17 protein-coding genes are annotated in these 17,676 nt (G+C 31.6%); all 17 read left to right on the top strand.

Features of this window, described 5'->3' with window-relative positions; all coding sequences use genetic code 11:
• Window position 1: 1 nt before the first annotated feature.
• Window positions 2–979: a stage II sporulation protein M gene (locus tag Q0820_RS15045; RefSeq protein ID WP_298488805.1), complete on the top strand. Its 978-nt coding sequence runs from the start codon at window positions 2–4 to the stop codon at window positions 977–979.
• Between the two features lie 25 nt (window positions 980–1,004).
• On the top strand, window positions 1,005–1,691 hold the full coding sequence (locus tag Q0820_RS15040; protein WP_298488803.1) for a hypothetical protein: 687 nt from the start codon (window positions 1,005–1,007) through the stop codon (window positions 1,689–1,691).
• Window positions 1,684–2,865, top strand: coding sequence for a hypothetical protein (locus Q0820_RS15035; protein ID WP_298488801.1), 1,182 nt, complete (start codon window positions 1,684–1,686; stop codon window positions 2,863–2,865). Before Q0820_RS15040 ends, Q0820_RS15035 begins: the two co-directional genes overlap by 8 nt.
• 27 nt (window positions 2,866–2,892) lie before the next feature.
• Window positions 2,893–3,876 carry a MoxR family ATPase gene (locus tag Q0820_RS15030; protein WP_298488799.1) on the top strand — a complete coding sequence of 328 codons (984 nt, stop codon included), beginning with the start codon at window positions 2,893–2,895 and terminating at the stop codon, window positions 3,874–3,876.
• A gap of 9 nt (window positions 3,877–3,885) precedes the next feature.
• Window positions 3,886–5,259 (top strand): DUF58 domain-containing protein, encoded by a 1,374-nt coding sequence (locus tag Q0820_RS15025; protein WP_298488797.1) that lies wholly within the window; start codon window positions 3,886–3,888, stop codon window positions 5,257–5,259.
• 132 nt (window positions 5,260–5,391) lie between these two features.
• A complete protein-coding gene (locus tag Q0820_RS15020) occupies window positions 5,392–6,396 on the top strand; it encodes a homocysteine S-methyltransferase family protein (RefSeq protein WP_298488795.1) in 1,005 nt (334 codons plus the stop codon).
• A 17-nt stretch (window positions 6,397–6,413) separates the two neighbouring features.
• The gene (locus Q0820_RS15015; protein WP_298488794.1) at window positions 6,414–6,689 is read left to right on the top strand and encodes a four helix bundle protein; all 276 of its coding nucleotides are present in this window, start codon (window positions 6,414–6,416) and stop codon (window positions 6,687–6,689) included.
• Window positions 6,686–9,397 carry a methionine synthase gene (gene metH, locus Q0820_RS15010; RefSeq protein WP_298488793.1) on the top strand — a complete coding sequence of 904 codons (2,712 nt, stop codon included), beginning with the start codon at window positions 6,686–6,688 and terminating at the stop codon, window positions 9,395–9,397. Before Q0820_RS15015 ends, metH begins: the two co-directional genes overlap by 4 nt.
• 1 nt (window position 9,398) lies before the next feature.
• On the top strand, window positions 9,399–9,638 hold the full coding sequence (locus tag Q0820_RS15005; protein WP_298488791.1) for a hypothetical protein: 240 nt from the start codon (window positions 9,399–9,401) through the stop codon (window positions 9,636–9,638).
• Window positions 9,639–9,658: 20 nt separating this feature from the next.
• On the top strand, window positions 9,659–10,135 hold the full coding sequence (locus tag Q0820_RS15000) for a DinB family protein (RefSeq protein ID WP_298488789.1): 477 nt from the start codon (window positions 9,659–9,661) through the stop codon (window positions 10,133–10,135).
• A gap of 20 nt (window positions 10,136–10,155) precedes the next feature.
• Entirely contained in the window at window positions 10,156–11,109 is a 954-nt protein-coding gene (gene metF, locus Q0820_RS14995) for a methylenetetrahydrofolate reductase [NAD(P)H] (protein WP_298488787.1), read from the top strand.
• A gap of 65 nt (window positions 11,110–11,174) precedes the next feature.
• Entirely contained in the window at window positions 11,175–12,275 is a 1,101-nt protein-coding gene (locus Q0820_RS14990) for an acyloxyacyl hydrolase (protein ID WP_298488785.1), read from the top strand.
• A 9-nt stretch (window positions 12,276–12,284) separates the two neighbouring features.
• Complete coding sequence (locus tag Q0820_RS14985; protein WP_298488783.1) at window positions 12,285–13,043, top strand: head GIN domain-containing protein; 759 nt, start codon at window positions 12,285–12,287, stop codon at window positions 13,041–13,043.
• Window positions 13,044–13,049: 6 nt separating this feature from the next.
• Window positions 13,050–14,123, top strand: a complete 1,074-nt coding sequence (locus Q0820_RS14980) for a serine hydrolase (RefSeq protein ID WP_298488781.1) — start codon at window positions 13,050–13,052, stop codon at window positions 14,121–14,123.
• Between the two features lie 91 nt (window positions 14,124–14,214).
• The gene (locus Q0820_RS14975; RefSeq protein WP_298488779.1) at window positions 14,215–15,333 is read left to right on the top strand and encodes a hypothetical protein; all 1,119 of its coding nucleotides are present in this window, start codon (window positions 14,215–14,217) and stop codon (window positions 15,331–15,333) included.
• 370 nt (window positions 15,334–15,703) lie between these two features.
• Window positions 15,704–16,531, top strand: a complete 828-nt coding sequence (locus Q0820_RS14970) for a prephenate dehydratase (RefSeq protein WP_298488777.1) — start codon at window positions 15,704–15,706, stop codon at window positions 16,529–16,531.
• Window positions 16,528–17,673, top strand: coding sequence for an aminotransferase class I/II-fold pyridoxal phosphate-dependent enzyme (locus tag Q0820_RS14965; protein ID WP_298488775.1), 1,146 nt, complete (start codon window positions 16,528–16,530; stop codon window positions 17,671–17,673). The genes Q0820_RS14970 and Q0820_RS14965 overlap by 4 nt, the downstream gene beginning before the upstream one ends.
• Window positions 17,674–17,676 lie beyond the last annotated feature (3 nt).

The raw sequence follows: 17,676 nt of genomic DNA, 5'->3' as shown, positions 1-17,676 counted from the left end.
CATGAGAGAAATTGCCTTCATTAGACAAAATAAGGAAAAATGGTTACAATTTGAAAAAGCCATTGCGCAAAAAAAAATTGATAATCCTGATGATTTGTCTAATTTATACATGCATTTAATTAATGATTTAGCATACGCCCAAACTTACTACAAAAAAAGCAAACTTGTAACCTATCTTAATAATCTTGCAGTTCGGGTTTATCAAAAAATTTATCAGACTAAAAGAGAGGAGACAAACATTTTTCTTCATTTCTTTAAAGTAGAAGTTCCACTTTTATTGTATCAATATAAAAGATATATACTGTATTCTTTCTCTTTTTTCATAATTGCGGTTTTAATGGGTGTAGTTTCTGCAGCTAATGATGACACTTTTGTGCGTTTAATTTTAGGAAACAGTTATGTTAACGAAACATTGCAAAATATAGAAAACGGCGATCCAGTAGCTATATATAAAAGTGGTAGTAATTGGGGTAGTTTTATAGGAATTACATTTAATAATTTAAGGGTAGGCCTCATGAGTTTTGCTTATGGCGTAACTGGTGGTATAGGAACAGGATACGTGCTTTTACAAAACGGAATTATGCTTGGAGCTTTCCAGTACTTCTTTGAGCAAGAAGGTGTTTTGTGGAAAAGTGCTAAAGGAATTTGGATACATGGCGCAATGGAAATTTTTGCTATTGTAATAGAAGGAGCTGCAGGGTTTCTTTTGGGTGCTAGTATTTTGTTTCCTAAAACGTTCTCTAGGTTAAATTCTTTTAAAAGAGGAATGAGGGATAGTATTAAAATCGTAATTAGTACATTTCCGTTTACAATTGCAGCAGGTTTTTTAGAAGGTTTTGTTACCCGCTATTCTAATATTATGCCTAATTATTTGGCGCTATTTATAATTTTAGGAACCCTTAGTTTAATCTCTTATTACTATTTAATATATCCTTTTAAGGTGTATAAGAAAACAATTCCAGGAAGTGTTAAAAAATAAGAGAATTCCATACTTTTTTGCGTACGTGTTCTATTTTATAATAGGCACATTTTTGGTTGTGGCACAAGAAGGTATTGTTCCAAACAAACCAGAAGAGGTGCGTACGTTACCCAATACCTTTAAAGAGGATTACAAAGGGGCAGATTATGATTATGAAGAAACTATTTCTTGGATCGATAAGTTTAAAGCCTGGTTAACAGATTTGCTTACGAGCTGGTTTAGTATAAAAGATGAAGGAGCAAGGAATATAATTGAAAATTTAAAACTTTTGTTTTTTATATTAATAATAGCTGGCGTTGTCTATATTATTGTAAGAGTAATTTTAAATAAAGAAGGGCGATGGTTTTTTAGAAAGAAAAAAGAAGAGGCTAGCGAGCTTAATTATGAAATAGGAGAGAATATACAGGAAGTAAATTTTGAAGTTTTAATTCAAGAAGCCTTAGTGAATAAAGATTATCGTTTAGCGGTACGTTATAATTATTTGTTACTTCTTAAAAAATTAGACCAGAATAATATAATTACGTATGATTCTCAAAAAACCAGTTATGATTACCAAGTAGCGTTAGAAGGTACTTCCTATGCCACAGGATTTAATAAAGCTACGTATTACTTTACCTATATTTGGTACGGGGAGTTTTCTATAGACGAAAAAGAGTATACAACGGCATCAACAGTTTATTCGCAAATTTTAAAATCATTTAAAAATGCGTAAAAAACAATTACTTATTCTTGGAGGGGTATTGCTAGTATTTATTTTATTAGTTACAAACCAAAGTAATGAGATAGACTGGTCTCCTACTTTTGATGAAACCCAAACAAAACCTCTAGATACTAAAGTATTCTTTGATCAAATACCATTTTATTTTAAAGGAGAATCTTCTAAAAAAGTATACACAACTTTCTATGAGTACGATCAGCATCTGCGAATGCAAGAAAAAGATACTTTAAAAAACTATGTTAGTATTTCTGGTAGATATGATATAGACGAAACTTCTTTTAATTCTTTATTAGAATATGTAGAGTATGGTAATGAAGCTTTTATATCGGCCTATTATTTTCCTCAATATATACAAGATACTTTAGGATTTAAAATGGAATATGATCGTGTAGAAATAAAACAAGAAGAAAAGACACTGTTTTTAAATTATGTTACAGATACTCTACAGTATACACCAAAGGTTCCTTTTGGTGCTAGTTATTTTTCCGACTCTATTTCAAAAGGAAAAAAACTAGGCTATGTAAAATCACTGGAAAATAAAAAACACTGTAATTTTATAGGTATCCCATACGGAGACGGGGTGTTTTATATACATACTACACCAGAGGTTTTTACGAATTACCAAATGTTAGAATCAAAAGATGCGGGGTACGTTAGTAGTGTAATTTCTTATTTACCAACGTTGCCAATTTTAGTAGATAAAGCTGTTAAGCTAGACCCAGAAATAAGCAGAAGTCCGTTGCGTTATATACTATCTAAAGAACCTTTAAAATGGGGTTGGTACTTGTTATTAACTACTATAGGTTTGTTTATGCTTTTTAACGCAAAACGTAGGCAGCGTATTATTCCTTTAAAAGACCCATTAAAAAATACAACAACAGAGTTTGTGCAAACGGTTAGTAATTTACACTATGAGGCACAAGATTATAATGGTATTATACAAAAAGTAATTGTTCATTTTTTAGAGCATGTGCGTAGTAAATATCATCTGTCTACAGATAAGTTAAATGAAGACTTTGTAACCAAATTAGCATTACGTTCGGGTAAACCTGTAGAAGAAATACAGCAGTTAGTGAGTTTAATTATAAAGATGAAATCGCATCAATTTAGTACAAAAGAACCATTAAAAGCATTGAATAAAGAAATAGAAAAATTCTATAAACAATAATCCGCCAGTAGGATAAAACAATATAGTATGGAAGAAAACAACGATATTGAATTTAGTAGTAGGTTAAATTTAGAAGAGCTTAAAATAAGTGTAGCTCAGATAAAAACAGAACTTGCAAAAGTAATTGTAGGTCAAAAACATATAGCAAATTTGTTAATTACGGCACTACTTGCAGAAGGCCATGTTTTATTAGAAGGCGTTCCTGGTGTTGCAAAAACAATAACTGCTAAATTATTAGCAAAATCTTTAGAGGTAGATTTTAGTAGAGTGCAGTTTACGCCAGATTTAATGCCGTCAGATGTTTTAGGAACTTCTATATTTAATTTAAAAACTTCCAATTTTGAATTTAAAAAAGGGCCAATTTTTTCTAACATTATTTTGGTCGATGAAATAAACAGAGCACCAGCAAAAACACAAGCCGCTTTGTTTGAGGTTATGGAAGAAAGGCAAGTAACAATGGATGGTGTAAAATATCCATTAGAAGCTCCTTATATGATTTTGGCAACGCAAAACCCAATTGAGCAAGAAGGAACCTACCGTTTGCCAGAAGCGCAATTAGACCGTTTTTTGTTTAAAATAACTATAGATTATCCTAATTTAGAAGATGAGGTAGAGATTATTACCAGAGAGCATCAATTAAAAACAACAAAGCTTGCGCAAATAACCAATAGTTTAAGTAAAGAGAAAATAGTACAATACCAAGGTTTAATATCGCAAGTAATTGTAGAGCCGCATTTAATAAAATATATAGCAGAAATTATTTTAAATACCCGTAATAACCCGTTTTTATATTTAGGAGCTTCACCAAGAGCATCTATTGCTGTTCTTAAGGCAAGTAAAGCATTTGCAGCTATAAATGGTAGGGATTTTGTTACTCCAGAAGATATTAAGCAAATTGCAATTCCTGTGTTACAGCACAGAGTTATCATTACTCCAGAAAGAGAAATGGAAGGAATAACATCGGTACAGATTATTAATGATATTTTACAAAGTGTAGATATTCCTAAATAAGGAAAGTTAATGTCGGAGAATAAAACATCAGAATTTTCTAGAATGCCAATAGTCCGGTTTTTTAAAGACTTGTTTCTAAACAATCGTTTTTTTTATGCGATGTTTGGAATCATAGTTCTATTTGTAGTAAGTTTTATTTTTCCAAGTATATTGCTATTAGCGAAACTTTTATTCTTTGTTGTTATAGCACTTGTTCTTGTAGATATATTAATTCTTTTTGGAAATAAAAACGGTATAGAGGCGCAGCGAGAACTACCAGAAAAATTTTCTAATGGCGATGAGAATAAAGTGCCAATTTCCATTACTAACAAATACTCTTTAAAAACGTATTGCACTATTTTGGATGAGCTTCCAATGCAATTTCAGCAAAGAGATTTTAGTATTACAACTAGTATTAATGCAAATAAAAAAGAGCAATTAAGTTATACGGTTAGGCCAACAGAAAGAGGAGAATACAATTTTGGGAAACTGCATGTGTATACAGCAACTAAAATAGGTTTAGCTGTACGAAGGTTTTCTTTTGGAGACTCCCAAATGGTTAAAACCTATCCAAGTTTTTTACAATTAAAAAAGTACGATTTAATTTCCTTAAACCAGAGTAGTTTACAATTTGGAATAAAAAAAATAAGACGTATTGGAAATTCTTTTGAATTTGAGCAAATTAAAGAATATGTACAAGGAGATAATATAAAAGACATTAACTGGAAAGCAACAGCAAAGCGTAACCAATTAATGGTAAATCAGTTTCAGGACGAAAAATCACAACAAATTTATTCTATCATAGATAAAGGTAGAGTCATGAAAATGCCTTTTGAAAACCTTAGCTTACTAGATTATGCAATAAATGCTGCATTGGTTATTAGTAGTGTTGTTGTTCGTAAACATGATAAAGCTGGTATGTTCTCATTTTCTAAAAAGCCAGAAAATTTTGTGGTAGCAGAGCGTAGAAATGCGCAAATGAATTTAATTCAAGAATCACTATATAATGTAAATACAGATTTTAGCGAATCGGATTTTGGAAATTTATATGGTCATATAAAAAGAAAAATAACCACAAGAAGTTTACTATTATTATATACTAATTTTGGGAGTTTAGATGCTGTTCATAGGCAAATGAACTACTTAAGGGCAATTAATAAAAGTCATATGCTAGTAGTTGTTTTCTTTAAAAATACAGAGCTAGAACAGTTAAAAGGGCAAGAAGCAAAAAACACACAAGAAATTTTTGACAAAACTATAGCTGAAAAATTTAGCTATGATAAAAAATTGATAGTGGCAGAGTTAAATAAATATGGAATACAAACCATTCTTACCGAACCCCAAAATTTAACAATAGATACTATAAATAAATATCTAGAGATTAAGGCAAAAGGATTATTATAGTTCTTTTTTTAACATCTGTTTTCATTCCTGTGGTATCCTGTTTCTGTACTTGGTAAAGAATAGCCTATAGTCTACCTTTGCACTTCCTAAAAAGCAAAGTAATTTTTAGGTACTTTGGGAGACTTATTTGCTATGAAAAAGAATATTCAAGATTTATTACAGGAGCGTATTTTAGTGTTAGATGGCGCTATGGGTACTATGCTACAACGCTATAAATTTACAGAAGAAGATTTTAGAGGAGAACGCTTTAAGGATTGGAAATCTCCAGTACAAGGAAATAATGATTTATTGTCTTTAACCCAACCAGAGGCTATTGCAGAAGTACACAGAAAGTATTTTGCTGCAGGAGCAGATATTGTAGAAACAAATACATTTTCTAGTACAACAATTGCCATGGCAGATTATGATATGGAAGAGTTGGTGTATGATTTAAATTATGAATCTGCTAGAATAGCAAAAATGGTTGCTGATGAGTTTACAGAAAAAGAACCTCATAAACCACGTTATGTTGTTGGTAGTATTGGGCCAACCAATAAGACTGCTAGTATGTCTCCAGATGTAAATGACCCTGGTTACAGAGCGGTTTCTTTTGATGAGTTGCGTATAGCCTACAAGCAACAAGTAGAGGCTTTGTTAGATGGTGGTTCGGATATGCTATTAGTAGAAACAATTTTTGATACCTTAAATGCTAAAGCTGCATTGTTTGCTATAGAAGAAGTTAAAGAAGAACGTAATATTGAAGTTCCAATTATGGTAAGCGGAACTATTACAGATGCCTCGGGTAGAACATTATCAGGGCAAACAGCAGAAGCATTTTTAATTTCTGTATCTCACATTCCAATTTTATCAGTAGGTTTTAATTGCGCATTAGGAGCAAACCAGTTAGTACCTCATCTAGAGGTATTGTCTGCTAAAACTAATTTTGCAGTATCGGCACACCCTAATGCAGGATTACCAAACGCCTTTGGTGAGTATGATGAGACTCCAGAGCAAATGGCATCGCAAATAAAAGAGTATGTAGAAAAGAGTTTGGTAAATATTGTAGGTGGTTGTTGTGGTACTACTCCAGAACACATTACAGCAATTGCTAATGTTGTAAAGGATATTAAACCAAGGTCGTTGAACGTTAATCGTTAATATTATATAATTATAAATTGGATTATAAAGAATTAGATGTTTGGTTACAGGTTCGGAAATTGGTAAAATCTGTTTATGTTATAACAGATTTTTTTACTAAGCAAGAGCAATACGAGCTTTTTTCTCAAATAAGAAGATGTGCTGTTTCTGTAGCATCAAAATTTGAGTTAGAAACTCAATTAATTTTAGCAAACAATTTAGAGTATATTTCATCAGATTTGAATAGCATTTTAAATGAAGTTGAAAGGGAAAAGTTGTTAAATGGATTCATTAATTACCAGAAGCGAATATGACGAAGAACCAAGAACCAATAACAAAGAAGGAACAGCGCTTTCTAAAACTAAGTGGCCTGGAGCCTTTAGTACTTAACGAAAACACCAACTTTGTTAACGTAGGCGAAAGAACCAATGTTGCAGGGTCAAAAAAATTCCTTCGATTAATAAAAGAAGAAAATTTTGAAGAAGCACTTAGTGTGGCTCGTGAGCAAGTAGAAGGTGGTGCTCAGATTATAGATGTTAACATGGATGACGGACTTATAGATGGTAAGGAAGCCATGGTTAAGTTTTTAAATCTTGTTATTGCAGAGCCAGATATTTCTAGGGTTCCTATTATGATAGATAGCTCTAAGTGGGATATTATTGAGGCAGGCTTACAAGTAGTTCAAGGAAAATGTGTTGTAAATTCTATTAGTTTAAAGGAAGGTAAAGAGCAATTTATACAGCATGCTAAGCTTATAAAAAGATATGGTGCTGCTGTAATTGTGATGGCTTTTGATGAGGTTGGGCAGGCCGATAATTATGAGCGTAGATTAGAAATAGCAAAACGTTCTTATGATGTTTTGGTAAATGAAGTAAATTTTGCTCCAGAAGATATAATCTTTGATTTAAATATTTTTCCTGTTGCTACAGGTATGGATGAGCATAAGCTTAATGCCATAGATTTTATTGAGGCAACAAGATGGGTAAGAAACAATTTGCCACATTGTAGTGTTAGTGGTGGGGTAAGTAATGTTTCTTTTAGTTTTAGAGGAAATAACCCAGTAAGAGAGGCTATGCACTCGGTGTTTTTATACCATGCAATCCAAGCAGGTATGAATATGGGAATTGTAAACCCTAGTCTTTTAGGTGTTTATGATGACATTCCTAAAGATTTGTTAGAACGTGTAGAAGATGTTGTTTTAAATAGGAGAGATGATGCTACCGAAAGATTATTAGATTTTGCAGAAACCGTGGTTGGTACCGCAAAAGAAAGTAAGGTAGATTTATCTTGGAGAGAAGAGCCTTTGCAAAACCGTATTACTCGTGCTTTAGTAAAAGGAATAGATAAGTATATTGTAGAAGATGTAGAAGAAGCTCGTGTACATGCAGAAAAACCTATAGAAGTTATTGAAGGAAATTTAATGACTGGGATGAACGTTGTTGGGGATTTATTTGGTAGCGGAAAAATGTTTTTACCACAAGTAGTAAAATCTGCCAGAGTAATGAAAAAGGCAGTTGCTTATTTATTACCATATATAGAAGAAGAAAAACTAAAAAATCCGCAAGTAGGAGATTCGGATAACAATGGGAAAATATTAATGGCAACTGTAAAAGGCGATGTTCATGATATTGGTAAAAATATTGTAAGTGTTGTTCTTGCTTGTAACAATTACGAGATTGTGGATTTAGGAGTAATGGTTCCTCCAGAGAAAATTATTAACGCTGCTATAGAGCACAATGTAGATATTATAGGCCTTAGCGGATTAATTACCCCATCTTTAGATGAGATGGTTTTTTTAGCAAAAGAAATGGAACGCCAGAATTTTAAGGTTCCTTTATTAATTGGTGGCGCAACAACAAGTAAAGCGCATACAGCAGTAAAGATAGATACACAGTATAGCAATGCGGTAGTGCATGTAAATGACGCCTCTAGAGCAGTTACGGTGGTTGGCGATTTATTACAGAAAGAAACCTCTTTAGATTATAAGAAAAATATAAAGTTAGATTATGAATCTTTCCGAGATAAGTTTCTAAGCAGAACTAAAAAGAAAGAATATAAAACAATAGAAGAAGCGCGTAAAAATAAGTTTCAGATAAATTGGGAAGCATCAAAAATTGTAAAACCAAACAAATTGGGAGTGCAAGTTATAGAAGATGTTTCTTTAGAAAAATTAGAACCTTATATAGATTGGTCTCCGTTTTTTAGAGGATGGGAATTACATGGTAAATTTCCAGATATTCTTACAGATGAGGTGGTTGGTAAACAAGCAAAAGAGTTATTTGATGATGCACAACAAATGCTTCAGAAAATTTTTAAAGAAAAACTGTTTACGGCAAAAGCTATTTTTGGTTTGTTTCCTGCAAATGCAATTACCGATGATGATATTGCTTTGCATCATAACGGAAAAGAGTACTTTTTTAGAACATTAAGGCAACAATTAAAGCGTAGAGAAGGAGTAGCAGATTATGCACTTGCAGATTTTATAGCCCCTAAAGATACAGGGAAACAAGATTATATAGGTTGTTTTTGTGTGAGTACAGGTTTTGGAGTAGATGAAATTGCGGATGCTTATAAGGCGGACTTAGACGATTATAATTCTATTTTAATAAAAGCATTAGCGGATCGTTTAGCTGAGGCTTATGCAGAATATTTACATAAAGAGGTGCGTATAAATCACTGGGGGTATGCAGCTAATGAATCTTTAGAAAATGAAGATTTAATAAATGAAACCTATAAAGGAATACGTCCTGCACCAGGATATCCTGCTTGCCCAGATCATTTAGAGAAATTAACTATTTGGGAGCTTTTACAAGTAGAAGAAAAAATTGGAGTTAAATTAACCGAAAGTTTGGCAATGTGGCCAGCATCTAGTGTTAGTGGTTACTATTTTGCCAATGAAGAAGCTCGTTATTTTGGATTAGGAAAAATAAAAGAAGATCAGGTTGCAGATTTTGCAAATAGAAAAGGAATGCCTTTAGAAGAAGCAACTAAATGGTTAGCAACAAATATATCAGACGAGTAGAATGAAAAAGTATATAGAAGTTTCCTTAGGTAGTTATAGTATTAGTCATGGGTATGATGCTGATAATAAAGAGGTAATGGAAAATTTTCATGTAGAAGGTTTTTCTAAGAAAATTGTAGCAATAGAGCGTATAAAATCAGTCAGTGAAAAATACATTTTGACAGATTATTTGGATGGAAGATGGATTTATTGGGAGTATAAAGAGGCATACAATGATGTGAAATTAATGTTAGGTTTGTAACTAGTCTTATTCTGTAGGTTATGAAGATAGAAAATTATTGTTCTACAATTAATGAAGTTTTTAATGGAGAACCTTGGTTTGGAAATTCATTAGTTGGATCTTTACAAAACATTCCTCTTAAAAATTGGAATATAAAACCTAAAAACACCTCTAGTTCTATAGCAAGTATCGTTTGTCATGTAATAGATTGGAAATATTTTGTAATTGAAAAATTAAAAGAAAATGCTTCTTTTGATATAGAACTAAATACGAAAGAAGACTGGAGAGAAAATGTAGTAGTATCTTCGGAAGAAGAAAGAGATAAAATAGTATTAGAATTAAAAGTTTCACAAGAGGAACTTATTAAATTAGTAAAAGAAAAAAAGGAAATTTGGTTAAGTAAAAAAACCGCTGGTAAAGAATATACAAATGATTTTATGCTACACGGTGTCTTGCAGCATGATGTATATCATTTAGGGCAAATTAACTTAATCAACAGCCAATTAAATAGCCTGTAAAAGGAAATAAGTTTAGAGTAATGAAAGTAACAGATCACATTAAAAATGCTAAAGGAGAAACACTATTTTCTTTTGAAATAGTACCACCTGTAAAAGGGAAAAATATTCAGCAATTATATGATAATATAGATCCCTTAATGGAATTTAACCCTCCTTTTATTGATGTTACAACCTCCAGAGAAGAATATGTTTATATTAAAAAATCGGGTCTTTTAGATAAGCAAATAACACGTATGCGTCCTGGAACAGTAGGTATTTGTGCTTCTTTAAAACATAAATATAATGTAGATACGGTACCACATGTGCTTTGTGGCGGCTTTACAAAAGAAGAAACAGAATACATGTTAGTAGACTGCCAATATTTGGGAATAGATAATATTATGGCTTTGCGTGGAGATGCTATGCGAGAAGAACAATATTTTACACCAACAAAAGGTGGTCATCCATACGCAGCAAGTTTAGTTTCCCAAATTCAGAATTTAAATACAGGAAAATATTTGCATGACGATACTCCTATGGAGAATAATGCTAATTTTTGTATTGGTGTAGCGGGGTATCCAGAAAAACATTTAGAAGCACCTTCTTTACAATCAGACCTAAAAAGATTAAAAGAAAAGGTAGATGCTGGTGCAGATTATATAGTTACTCAGATGTTTTTTGATAATCAAAAATATTTTCAGTTTGTAGAAGCAGCAAAGGAAATAGGAATTAATGTGCCTATTATTCCAGGAATAAAACCAATTGCAGTAAAAAGACATTTGCAATTGTTGCCACAAGTATTTAAAATAGATTTGCCACAAGATTTAATTGATGCTGTAGATGGTTGTGAAAATAATAAAGCGGTAAGGCAAGTAGGTATAGAGTGGGCAATACAGCAGTCTAAAGAACTAAAAGAAGCAGGAGTGCCGGTATTACATTATTATTCTATGGGTAAATCTGATAATGTATTTTCTATTGGAAAGGCTTTATTTTAAAGAATAGTATTTTTAATAAAAATAAAAGAAATAAGACTAGTCTCAAATTCCTACTTTTGTGGTTTATGAGACTAGTTTTTTTTATAGCCATTATTTTCTCGTTTTCTTTTTGTTTTTCGCAAGAAGATATTGTTCCAAAAAAGTATACCATTGATGTGAATCAATTTTATGGTTCTGTACTTAAACATAACCCAAGTATATCGCATTTAATTACGGAACATCCAGGAGGTCTTATTTTAAGCTTAAATGAGAAAACTTTTGGGCAAGAAGAATGGGAGCAAGCCTATAATTTTCCAGATTTTGGGTATTCTTTTATATATCAGAATATGAATAATAGTACCCTTGGGGAGCATTATGGCATTTTTCTTCATTATAATTTTTATTATCTAAAAAGAAACTTGCAATTAAGAGTTGGCCAGGGGGTGTCTTACAATACAAACCCATACGATAAGGAAACTAATTTTAGAAATAATGCCTATGGAACTTCTATTATGGCATCGGTATATTTTATGCTTAATTACCATAAAGAAAATATTTATAAAGGTTTAGGTTTTAAAGCTGGACTTTCTTTAATTCATTACTCTAATGGTAGTTTTAAATCGCCAAATACATCAACCAATACACTAGCTTTTAATGCAGGACTTGTTTATGATTTAGATGGAGGTAAAGAAATACCTTTTAATGTAAATGTAGAGAAAGAAAATTTTAAAGAGCCTATAAAATATAATCTAGCTTTACGAGGCGGAATTAATAGTAGTGATGTTGAGGGTATGGGCCAATATCCTTTTTATATTATATCTGCATACGCAGATAAACGTATAGGAAGAAAAAGTGCTTTCCATTTAGGAACCGATATTTTCTTTTCTAGGTTTTTAAAGGAGTTAATACGTTATAGAAGTATATCTTTTCCAGAGGATGCTATTTCTGCGGATACAGACTATAAGAGAGTTGGTATTTTTGTAGGGCATGAATTATTTATAAATAAACTATCTATTACCACTCAATTAGGATATTATGTTTATTATCCTTTTGATTTTGAGGGGAGAATGTATAATAGATTAGGCTTAAAAAGATATTTAGGAGAGAAGGTTTTTGCGGTAGTATCTTTAAAATCTCATGCAGCAAATGCAGAAGCTATTGAATTTGGAGTAGGAATTCGGTTTTAAAATAAGCAAGTGAAAAAAATAAAACACATATATTTTTTAGTATTATTAATAAACTTTGCATGTAGCAGTACCAATGCTCCAGATTGTTTTCAGGCATCAGGAGATATTAGTATAGAGGAGGTAACAGTACCTATCTTTAATAAAATTACAGTTTTTGAAAACATAGAGCTTATTCTTAAAGAGGGAGAGCAAAACGTAGCAATAGAAACTGGAGAATTTTTAAGAGAAGAAGTAACTGCAATTGTAGAAGATGGCAGGTTGGTTTTAAGAGATAATAACAATTGTAATTTTGTTAGAGACTATGGTGTAACAAAAATCTATGTTACAGCACCTAATATTACAGAAATACGAAGCAGTACTAGTTGGCCTGTTCGTAGTGATGGCGTGTTGTCTTATAGTGGCTTAACATTATTATCAGAGAGTTATGGAGAGCCAGAAGCAGAAACAACAGATGGGGAATTTAATTTAGCATTAAATTCAAATACTATTTCTATAGTGGTAAATGGAAATTCTTACTTCAAACTTTCTGGAACAACAAATAATTTAAATGTGGTTATAGCTGCAGGAGATTCTAGGATAGAAACAGAAAACCTTATCAGTAAAAATGTAACATTCAATCATAGAGGCTCAAATGATTTACTTATATCTCCACAAGAAACTTTAAATGGTGTTTTACGAGGGCCAGGAGATGTTAGGAGTTTTAATAAACCGCCTATGGTTTCTGTAGAAACGCTATATACAGGGCAATTAATTTTTGAGGTTAATTAATTCGCCATGAAAAACCCTATCATACAATATTTAAAAAAAGTATTTCTTTCTAAGAGAATAATAGGGGATCAAAAAGAGTTAAATGGATTAGTAAAGGGAGATGTTCTTTTGCAAAATTTAATTGAAGAGAAGAAAATACCAGGCCTTGCTATTACTGTTTTAGAAAAAGGAAAAGTCAAATTTCAAAAAGGATATGGGTATGCTAATCTAGAAGAGAAAATTCTAGTAGACCCTATAACAACTCAATTTAGAATAGCAAGTGTTTCTAAGCCCATTGCGGCAACAGCATTGGCACATATGGTTGCAGACGGAATTATAGATTTAGACACTTCTTTTTATACATACGTTCCGTATTACCCAAAAAAGAAATGGGATTTTACCATAAGGCAACTGGCAAGCCATACTGCAGGAATAAGAAGTTATGAAGGAATGGAGTATGCTTTAAATAAACCCTATACTATAAAAGAGAGTATAGCTATTTTTAAGGAGGATATTTTGCTATTTAAACCAGGAACAGATTATTTATATAATAGCTTTGATTGGGTTTTAGTTTCTCTTGCAATGCAAGAGGCTAGTGGAATACCATTTGAGGAGTATGTAACAGAAAAGGTGTTAAAGCCTTTAAGAATGAAAAATACGGTTGCAGAAATTCAGGAACACGTATATCCAAATGCGACTTCTTTTTATGTAAAAAACAGATTAGGTTTTAGAGAAGCTATTCCAGTAAATAATTTCTATAAGTTAGCGGGAGGAGGGTTTCTTTCTACCACAGTAGATATAGCAAATTTTGGACAAACTTTTTTAGATAATAAATGTCTTAACAAAGAGATTTTAAGTCAGTTCTTAACTTCAGAAATAATAAATAACAAGCCAACATATTATGGACTTGGTTGGCAGGTTAGCCAAGATAACATGGGTAGAGATTATTATGGACACGTAGGTAATGGAGTAGGCGGGTATTCTAACTTTTATGTGTACCCTAAAGAGCAGTTAGTTTTTTCAATTTTAATAAATGGTACCAACCCTAAAATACAAGACGTTTTAGATGAGGTTATCTCTTTCATTATAGGTGAAATATAATATTTCGTTTTAAGGTTGTAAGTTATAACAATAAAGTAAGAAGGTTCTTCGTTTTCGCTAAGGAATCAACCATAAAACAAAAATTAAAAGTATGAAAAAAGTAAACGTATTCTTAATGGGCTGTTTAGCAATTGCTGCATTATCATGTTCTAAAGATGATGAAAACAAGTTGGATAGTAACCCAGATCCAGACGGAGTTAATAAGAAAGAAGAAGTTTTATTAGATGTAAATGCGGTAAGCAGTGGTGTAATCATAGAAGGAGCTACAAAGAAACAAGGAAGTCCAGTTCCTAACGGAGATATAGAATTTAGTTTAGACTATGAAAAGCAAACTGCTTTTCAAACAAACGGTTTTGATATACAATTTAAAGCTCCACAAGGTTTTGCAGGTGCTTATGTGCAATTGAAAGACGAAAACGGAATGGCAGATTCTTATTTTGATATTCCTGTAGGAGCTACTTCTGGAGTATATGATAAAGTAGCAAAAACCACTAAAAGAGGTTTCTTTGCTAATAAAAAGTCGACTAAAAATAATATTACAGGAAAAGGTGAAGACACATCTATAGATGTAAATTTTGAAGCAGAAGTTACTGCCGGTACTTTTTGTTATGTAATTTGTGTATATGATGGTCAAGGAAATATTAGTGAGCCAGAAGAAGTTTGTGTAACTGTAGAGTCTTGGGGTGGTAATACTAACCTTGTTGCAGATTGGAATATGACAAAAGAAATAGAAGATGGGAAAACATATAATGTAGGAGAGGAAAATTGTGACAATGATACCTATGAAACTACTCTAGATTGTGCTAGTGGAGAAAATAAAGAAATTACAATAGAATATTGTTATACTACAGATAGTCTAGTAATTACTTTCAATAGTGATGGATCATACTCTTATACTTATGAAGATACAAGTAGGAATTTAGATTGGGATGCATCAAGAGAATCTTGCGAGTTAGTTTATAAAGATGAGAATGATGCGTATACATCTAAAGGTAACTGGGCATATAATGAAGAAGAAAGTAAACTTACATTGGTAGAATTTGAATATACAGAAACGTATAATGGAGAAATAGAATCAGGAGTAGAAGAAGATGGTTATTTAATTCTTGATGGAAAAATAACGCTTTCTGCAGATAAGTTAGTTGTTATAGAAACAGATACATTCGAAGGAGAAGAAGAAGTATACGAGTATCATTTTAATAAAAAATAAGATAAACACATATCTATACTATAAAAGCTCTCCAAACGGAGAGCTTTTTTTGTTTTAATTATTCGCAACAATAATTGATAAATATAAAATTATTGTTATTATATGTTACATATGTTTAAAAATAAGTAAAAATAAAGATTAAAGCTTTTGTTTTTGAATATAATGATTACATTAGCCCCAGTTTTATAAGAAAATGATAAATAAATATTTCTTTAACAGTTTTACATTCTATTTCTTTTTTAAAAGAAGTACGGGACTGTTCTAGCATATTTTAAAACATATATAGAGTAAAGTTCCGATACATATCGGAACTTTTTTTTTGAAGAAAAGTGAATAATAAGCTACATAGAAGCGTAGTAATTTAGAGTAAATGAAATTAAATATAGCCATACAAGGAATAAAAGGGTCTAACCACCACCAAGTAGCAAAAGACTATTTTGGAGATAATGTAGATTTGTTAGAATGTTTATCATTTGATTTTCTTGTAGATCAGTTATTACAAGGTAAAGCAGATAAAGGGGTTATGGCTATAGAAAATTCTATTGCAGGCTCTATTATTCCTAATTATGCGTTAGTATATCATAATAATTTGCATATAATAGGAGAGCATTATCTTAATATTCACCATAATCTTATGGTGTTAAAGGGGCAAAAAATAGAGGATATAGAAGAAGTTAGATCGCACCCTATGGCATTATTGCAATGTAAGGAGTTTTTTAGAGCGTATCCGCATATTAAAATGGTAGAAGATGTGGATACAGCAGAAACCGCAAAACAAATACAAGAAAAGAAGTTAAAGAATATTGCGGCTATAGCTCCTAATGTTGCAGCAGAGTTATATAATTTAGATATTATAGCACCAGAAATACAAACTATAAAAAATAATTCTACCAGATTTATTATAGTAAAAACAATCAATAAAGAATTACCTAAAGAAGAAATTAACAAAGCGTCTATACGTTTTGTAACAGACCATAAAAGAGGAAGCCTAGCAGCTGTTTTAAATGTAATGAGCGATTGTAGTTTAAACTTAACTAAAATACAATCCCTCCCTATTATAGAAACACCATGGAAGTATGCTTTTTTTGTAGATATTACTTTTGATAATTATAGTAATTTTGACAAAGCAAAATCGCTCTTAGAGATTATGGCAGAGGATTTTAAAGTATTAGGAGAATATAAAAATGCAAGAGCATGATTACTACTGCGGAAAGATTAAAAACAGTTGAAGAATACTACTTTTCTAAAAAATTAAGAGAGGTACGGGGATTAATATCTGAAGGTAAACCTATTATTAATATGGGTATAGGTAGCCCAGATTTGGCACCTTCAGAAGCAGTTATAAAAGCAGTAGCTACTTCTTTAAATGATAACGGTGCGCATCAATACCAAAGTTACCAAGGATTGCCAGAATTAAGAGAGGCTATTGTGGCTTTTTATAAAAATAAATTTGAAGTAACTGTTAATCCAACTAATGAGGTGTTACCATTAATGGGTTCTAAGGAAGGTATCATGCATATTAGTATGGCTTTTTTAAATCCAGGAGATCAAGCTTTAATTCCAAATCCAGGATACCCAACCTATACATCTGTTACTAAATTAGTAGGTGCTATACCTAAGCAGTATAATCTTACGGCAGAAAATAATTGGTTTCCAGATTTAGAAGAATTAGGAAAACAAGATTTATCTAAAGTAAAAATCATGTGGGTTAGTTACCCGCATATGCCAACAGGAGCAACAGCATCAAAAGAAAAATTACAAGAACTAATAAATTTTGCAAAGGATAATTCTATTTTATTGGTTAATGATAATCCATATAGTTTTGTTTTAAGTAAAAACCCAACAAGTATATTAGCTTTAGAGAATGCTAAAGATGTAGTTTTAGAATTAAATTCTTTAAGTAAAACCTTTAACATGGCAGGTTGGCGAGTAGGTATGGTTTTAGGGAGTGCCTCTCATATAAATGCTATTTTAAAAGTAAAAAGTAATATGGATTCTGGTATGTTTTATGGCATACAAAAAGGGGCAATTGCGGCATTACAAAGTGGACAAGAATGGTTTAATGCTTTAGATGAGGTATATACTTCAAGAAGAGACTTAATGTTTCAATTAGCAGATAAACTAAACTGTAAATATGATAAAAATGCAGTAGGTATGTTTGTTTGGGCAAAATTACCAGAAGGAGCTAAAATCTCTGAAGAATTTGTGGATGAGGTATTATATGATAAAAACATATTTATAGCTCCAGGAACCATTTTTGGGAGCAATGGGGAAGGGTACATACGTTTTTCATTATGTGTAAAAGAAGAAAAAATAAAAGAAGCAATAGCAAGATTTTAATAA

The organism is uncultured Maribacter sp. (genome assembly GCF_947495965.1).
Taxonomy (GTDB): Bacteria; Bacteroidota; Bacteroidia; order Flavobacteriales; family Flavobacteriaceae; genus Maribacter_B.
This window is presented reverse-complemented; position numbering and strand designations above follow the sequence as displayed.

Coding starts and splice junctions, on each gene's coding strand:
- Q0820_RS15035 (WP_298488801.1), top strand. CDS start 1,684: ATGCGTAAAAAACAATTACTTATTCTTGGAGGGGTATTGCTAGTATTT.
- Q0820_RS15020 (WP_298488795.1), top strand. CDS start 5,392: ATGAAAAAGAATATTCAAGATTTATTACAGGAGCGTATTTTAGTGTTA.
- Q0820_RS15045 (WP_298488805.1), top strand. CDS start 2: ATGAGAGAAATTGCCTTCATTAGACAAAATAAGGAAAAATGGTTACAA.
- Q0820_RS14975 (WP_298488779.1), top strand. CDS start 14,215: ATGAAAAAAGTAAACGTATTCTTAATGGGCTGTTTAGCAATTGCTGCA.
- Q0820_RS14980 (WP_298488781.1), top strand. CDS start 13,050: ATGAAAAACCCTATCATACAATATTTAAAAAAAGTATTTCTTTCTAAG.
- Q0820_RS14990 (WP_298488785.1), top strand. CDS start 11,175: ATGAGACTAGTTTTTTTTATAGCCATTATTTTCTCGTTTTCTTTTTGT.
- Q0820_RS14970 (WP_298488777.1), top strand. CDS start 15,704: ATGAAATTAAATATAGCCATACAAGGAATAAAAGGGTCTAACCACCAC.
- Q0820_RS15005 (WP_298488791.1), top strand. CDS start 9,399: ATGAAAAAGTATATAGAAGTTTCCTTAGGTAGTTATAGTATTAGTCAT.
- Q0820_RS15030 (WP_298488799.1), top strand. CDS start 2,893: ATGGAAGAAAACAACGATATTGAATTTAGTAGTAGGTTAAATTTAGAA.
- metH (WP_298488793.1), top strand. CDS start 6,686: ATGACGAAGAACCAAGAACCAATAACAAAGAAGGAACAGCGCTTTCTA.
- metF (WP_298488787.1), top strand. CDS start 10,156: ATGAAAGTAACAGATCACATTAAAAATGCTAAAGGAGAAACACTATTT.
- Q0820_RS15000 (WP_298488789.1), top strand. CDS start 9,659: ATGAAGATAGAAAATTATTGTTCTACAATTAATGAAGTTTTTAATGGA.
- Q0820_RS14965 (WP_298488775.1), top strand. CDS start 16,528: ATGATTACTACTGCGGAAAGATTAAAAACAGTTGAAGAATACTACTTT.
- Q0820_RS15025 (WP_298488797.1), top strand. CDS start 3,886: ATGTCGGAGAATAAAACATCAGAATTTTCTAGAATGCCAATAGTCCGG.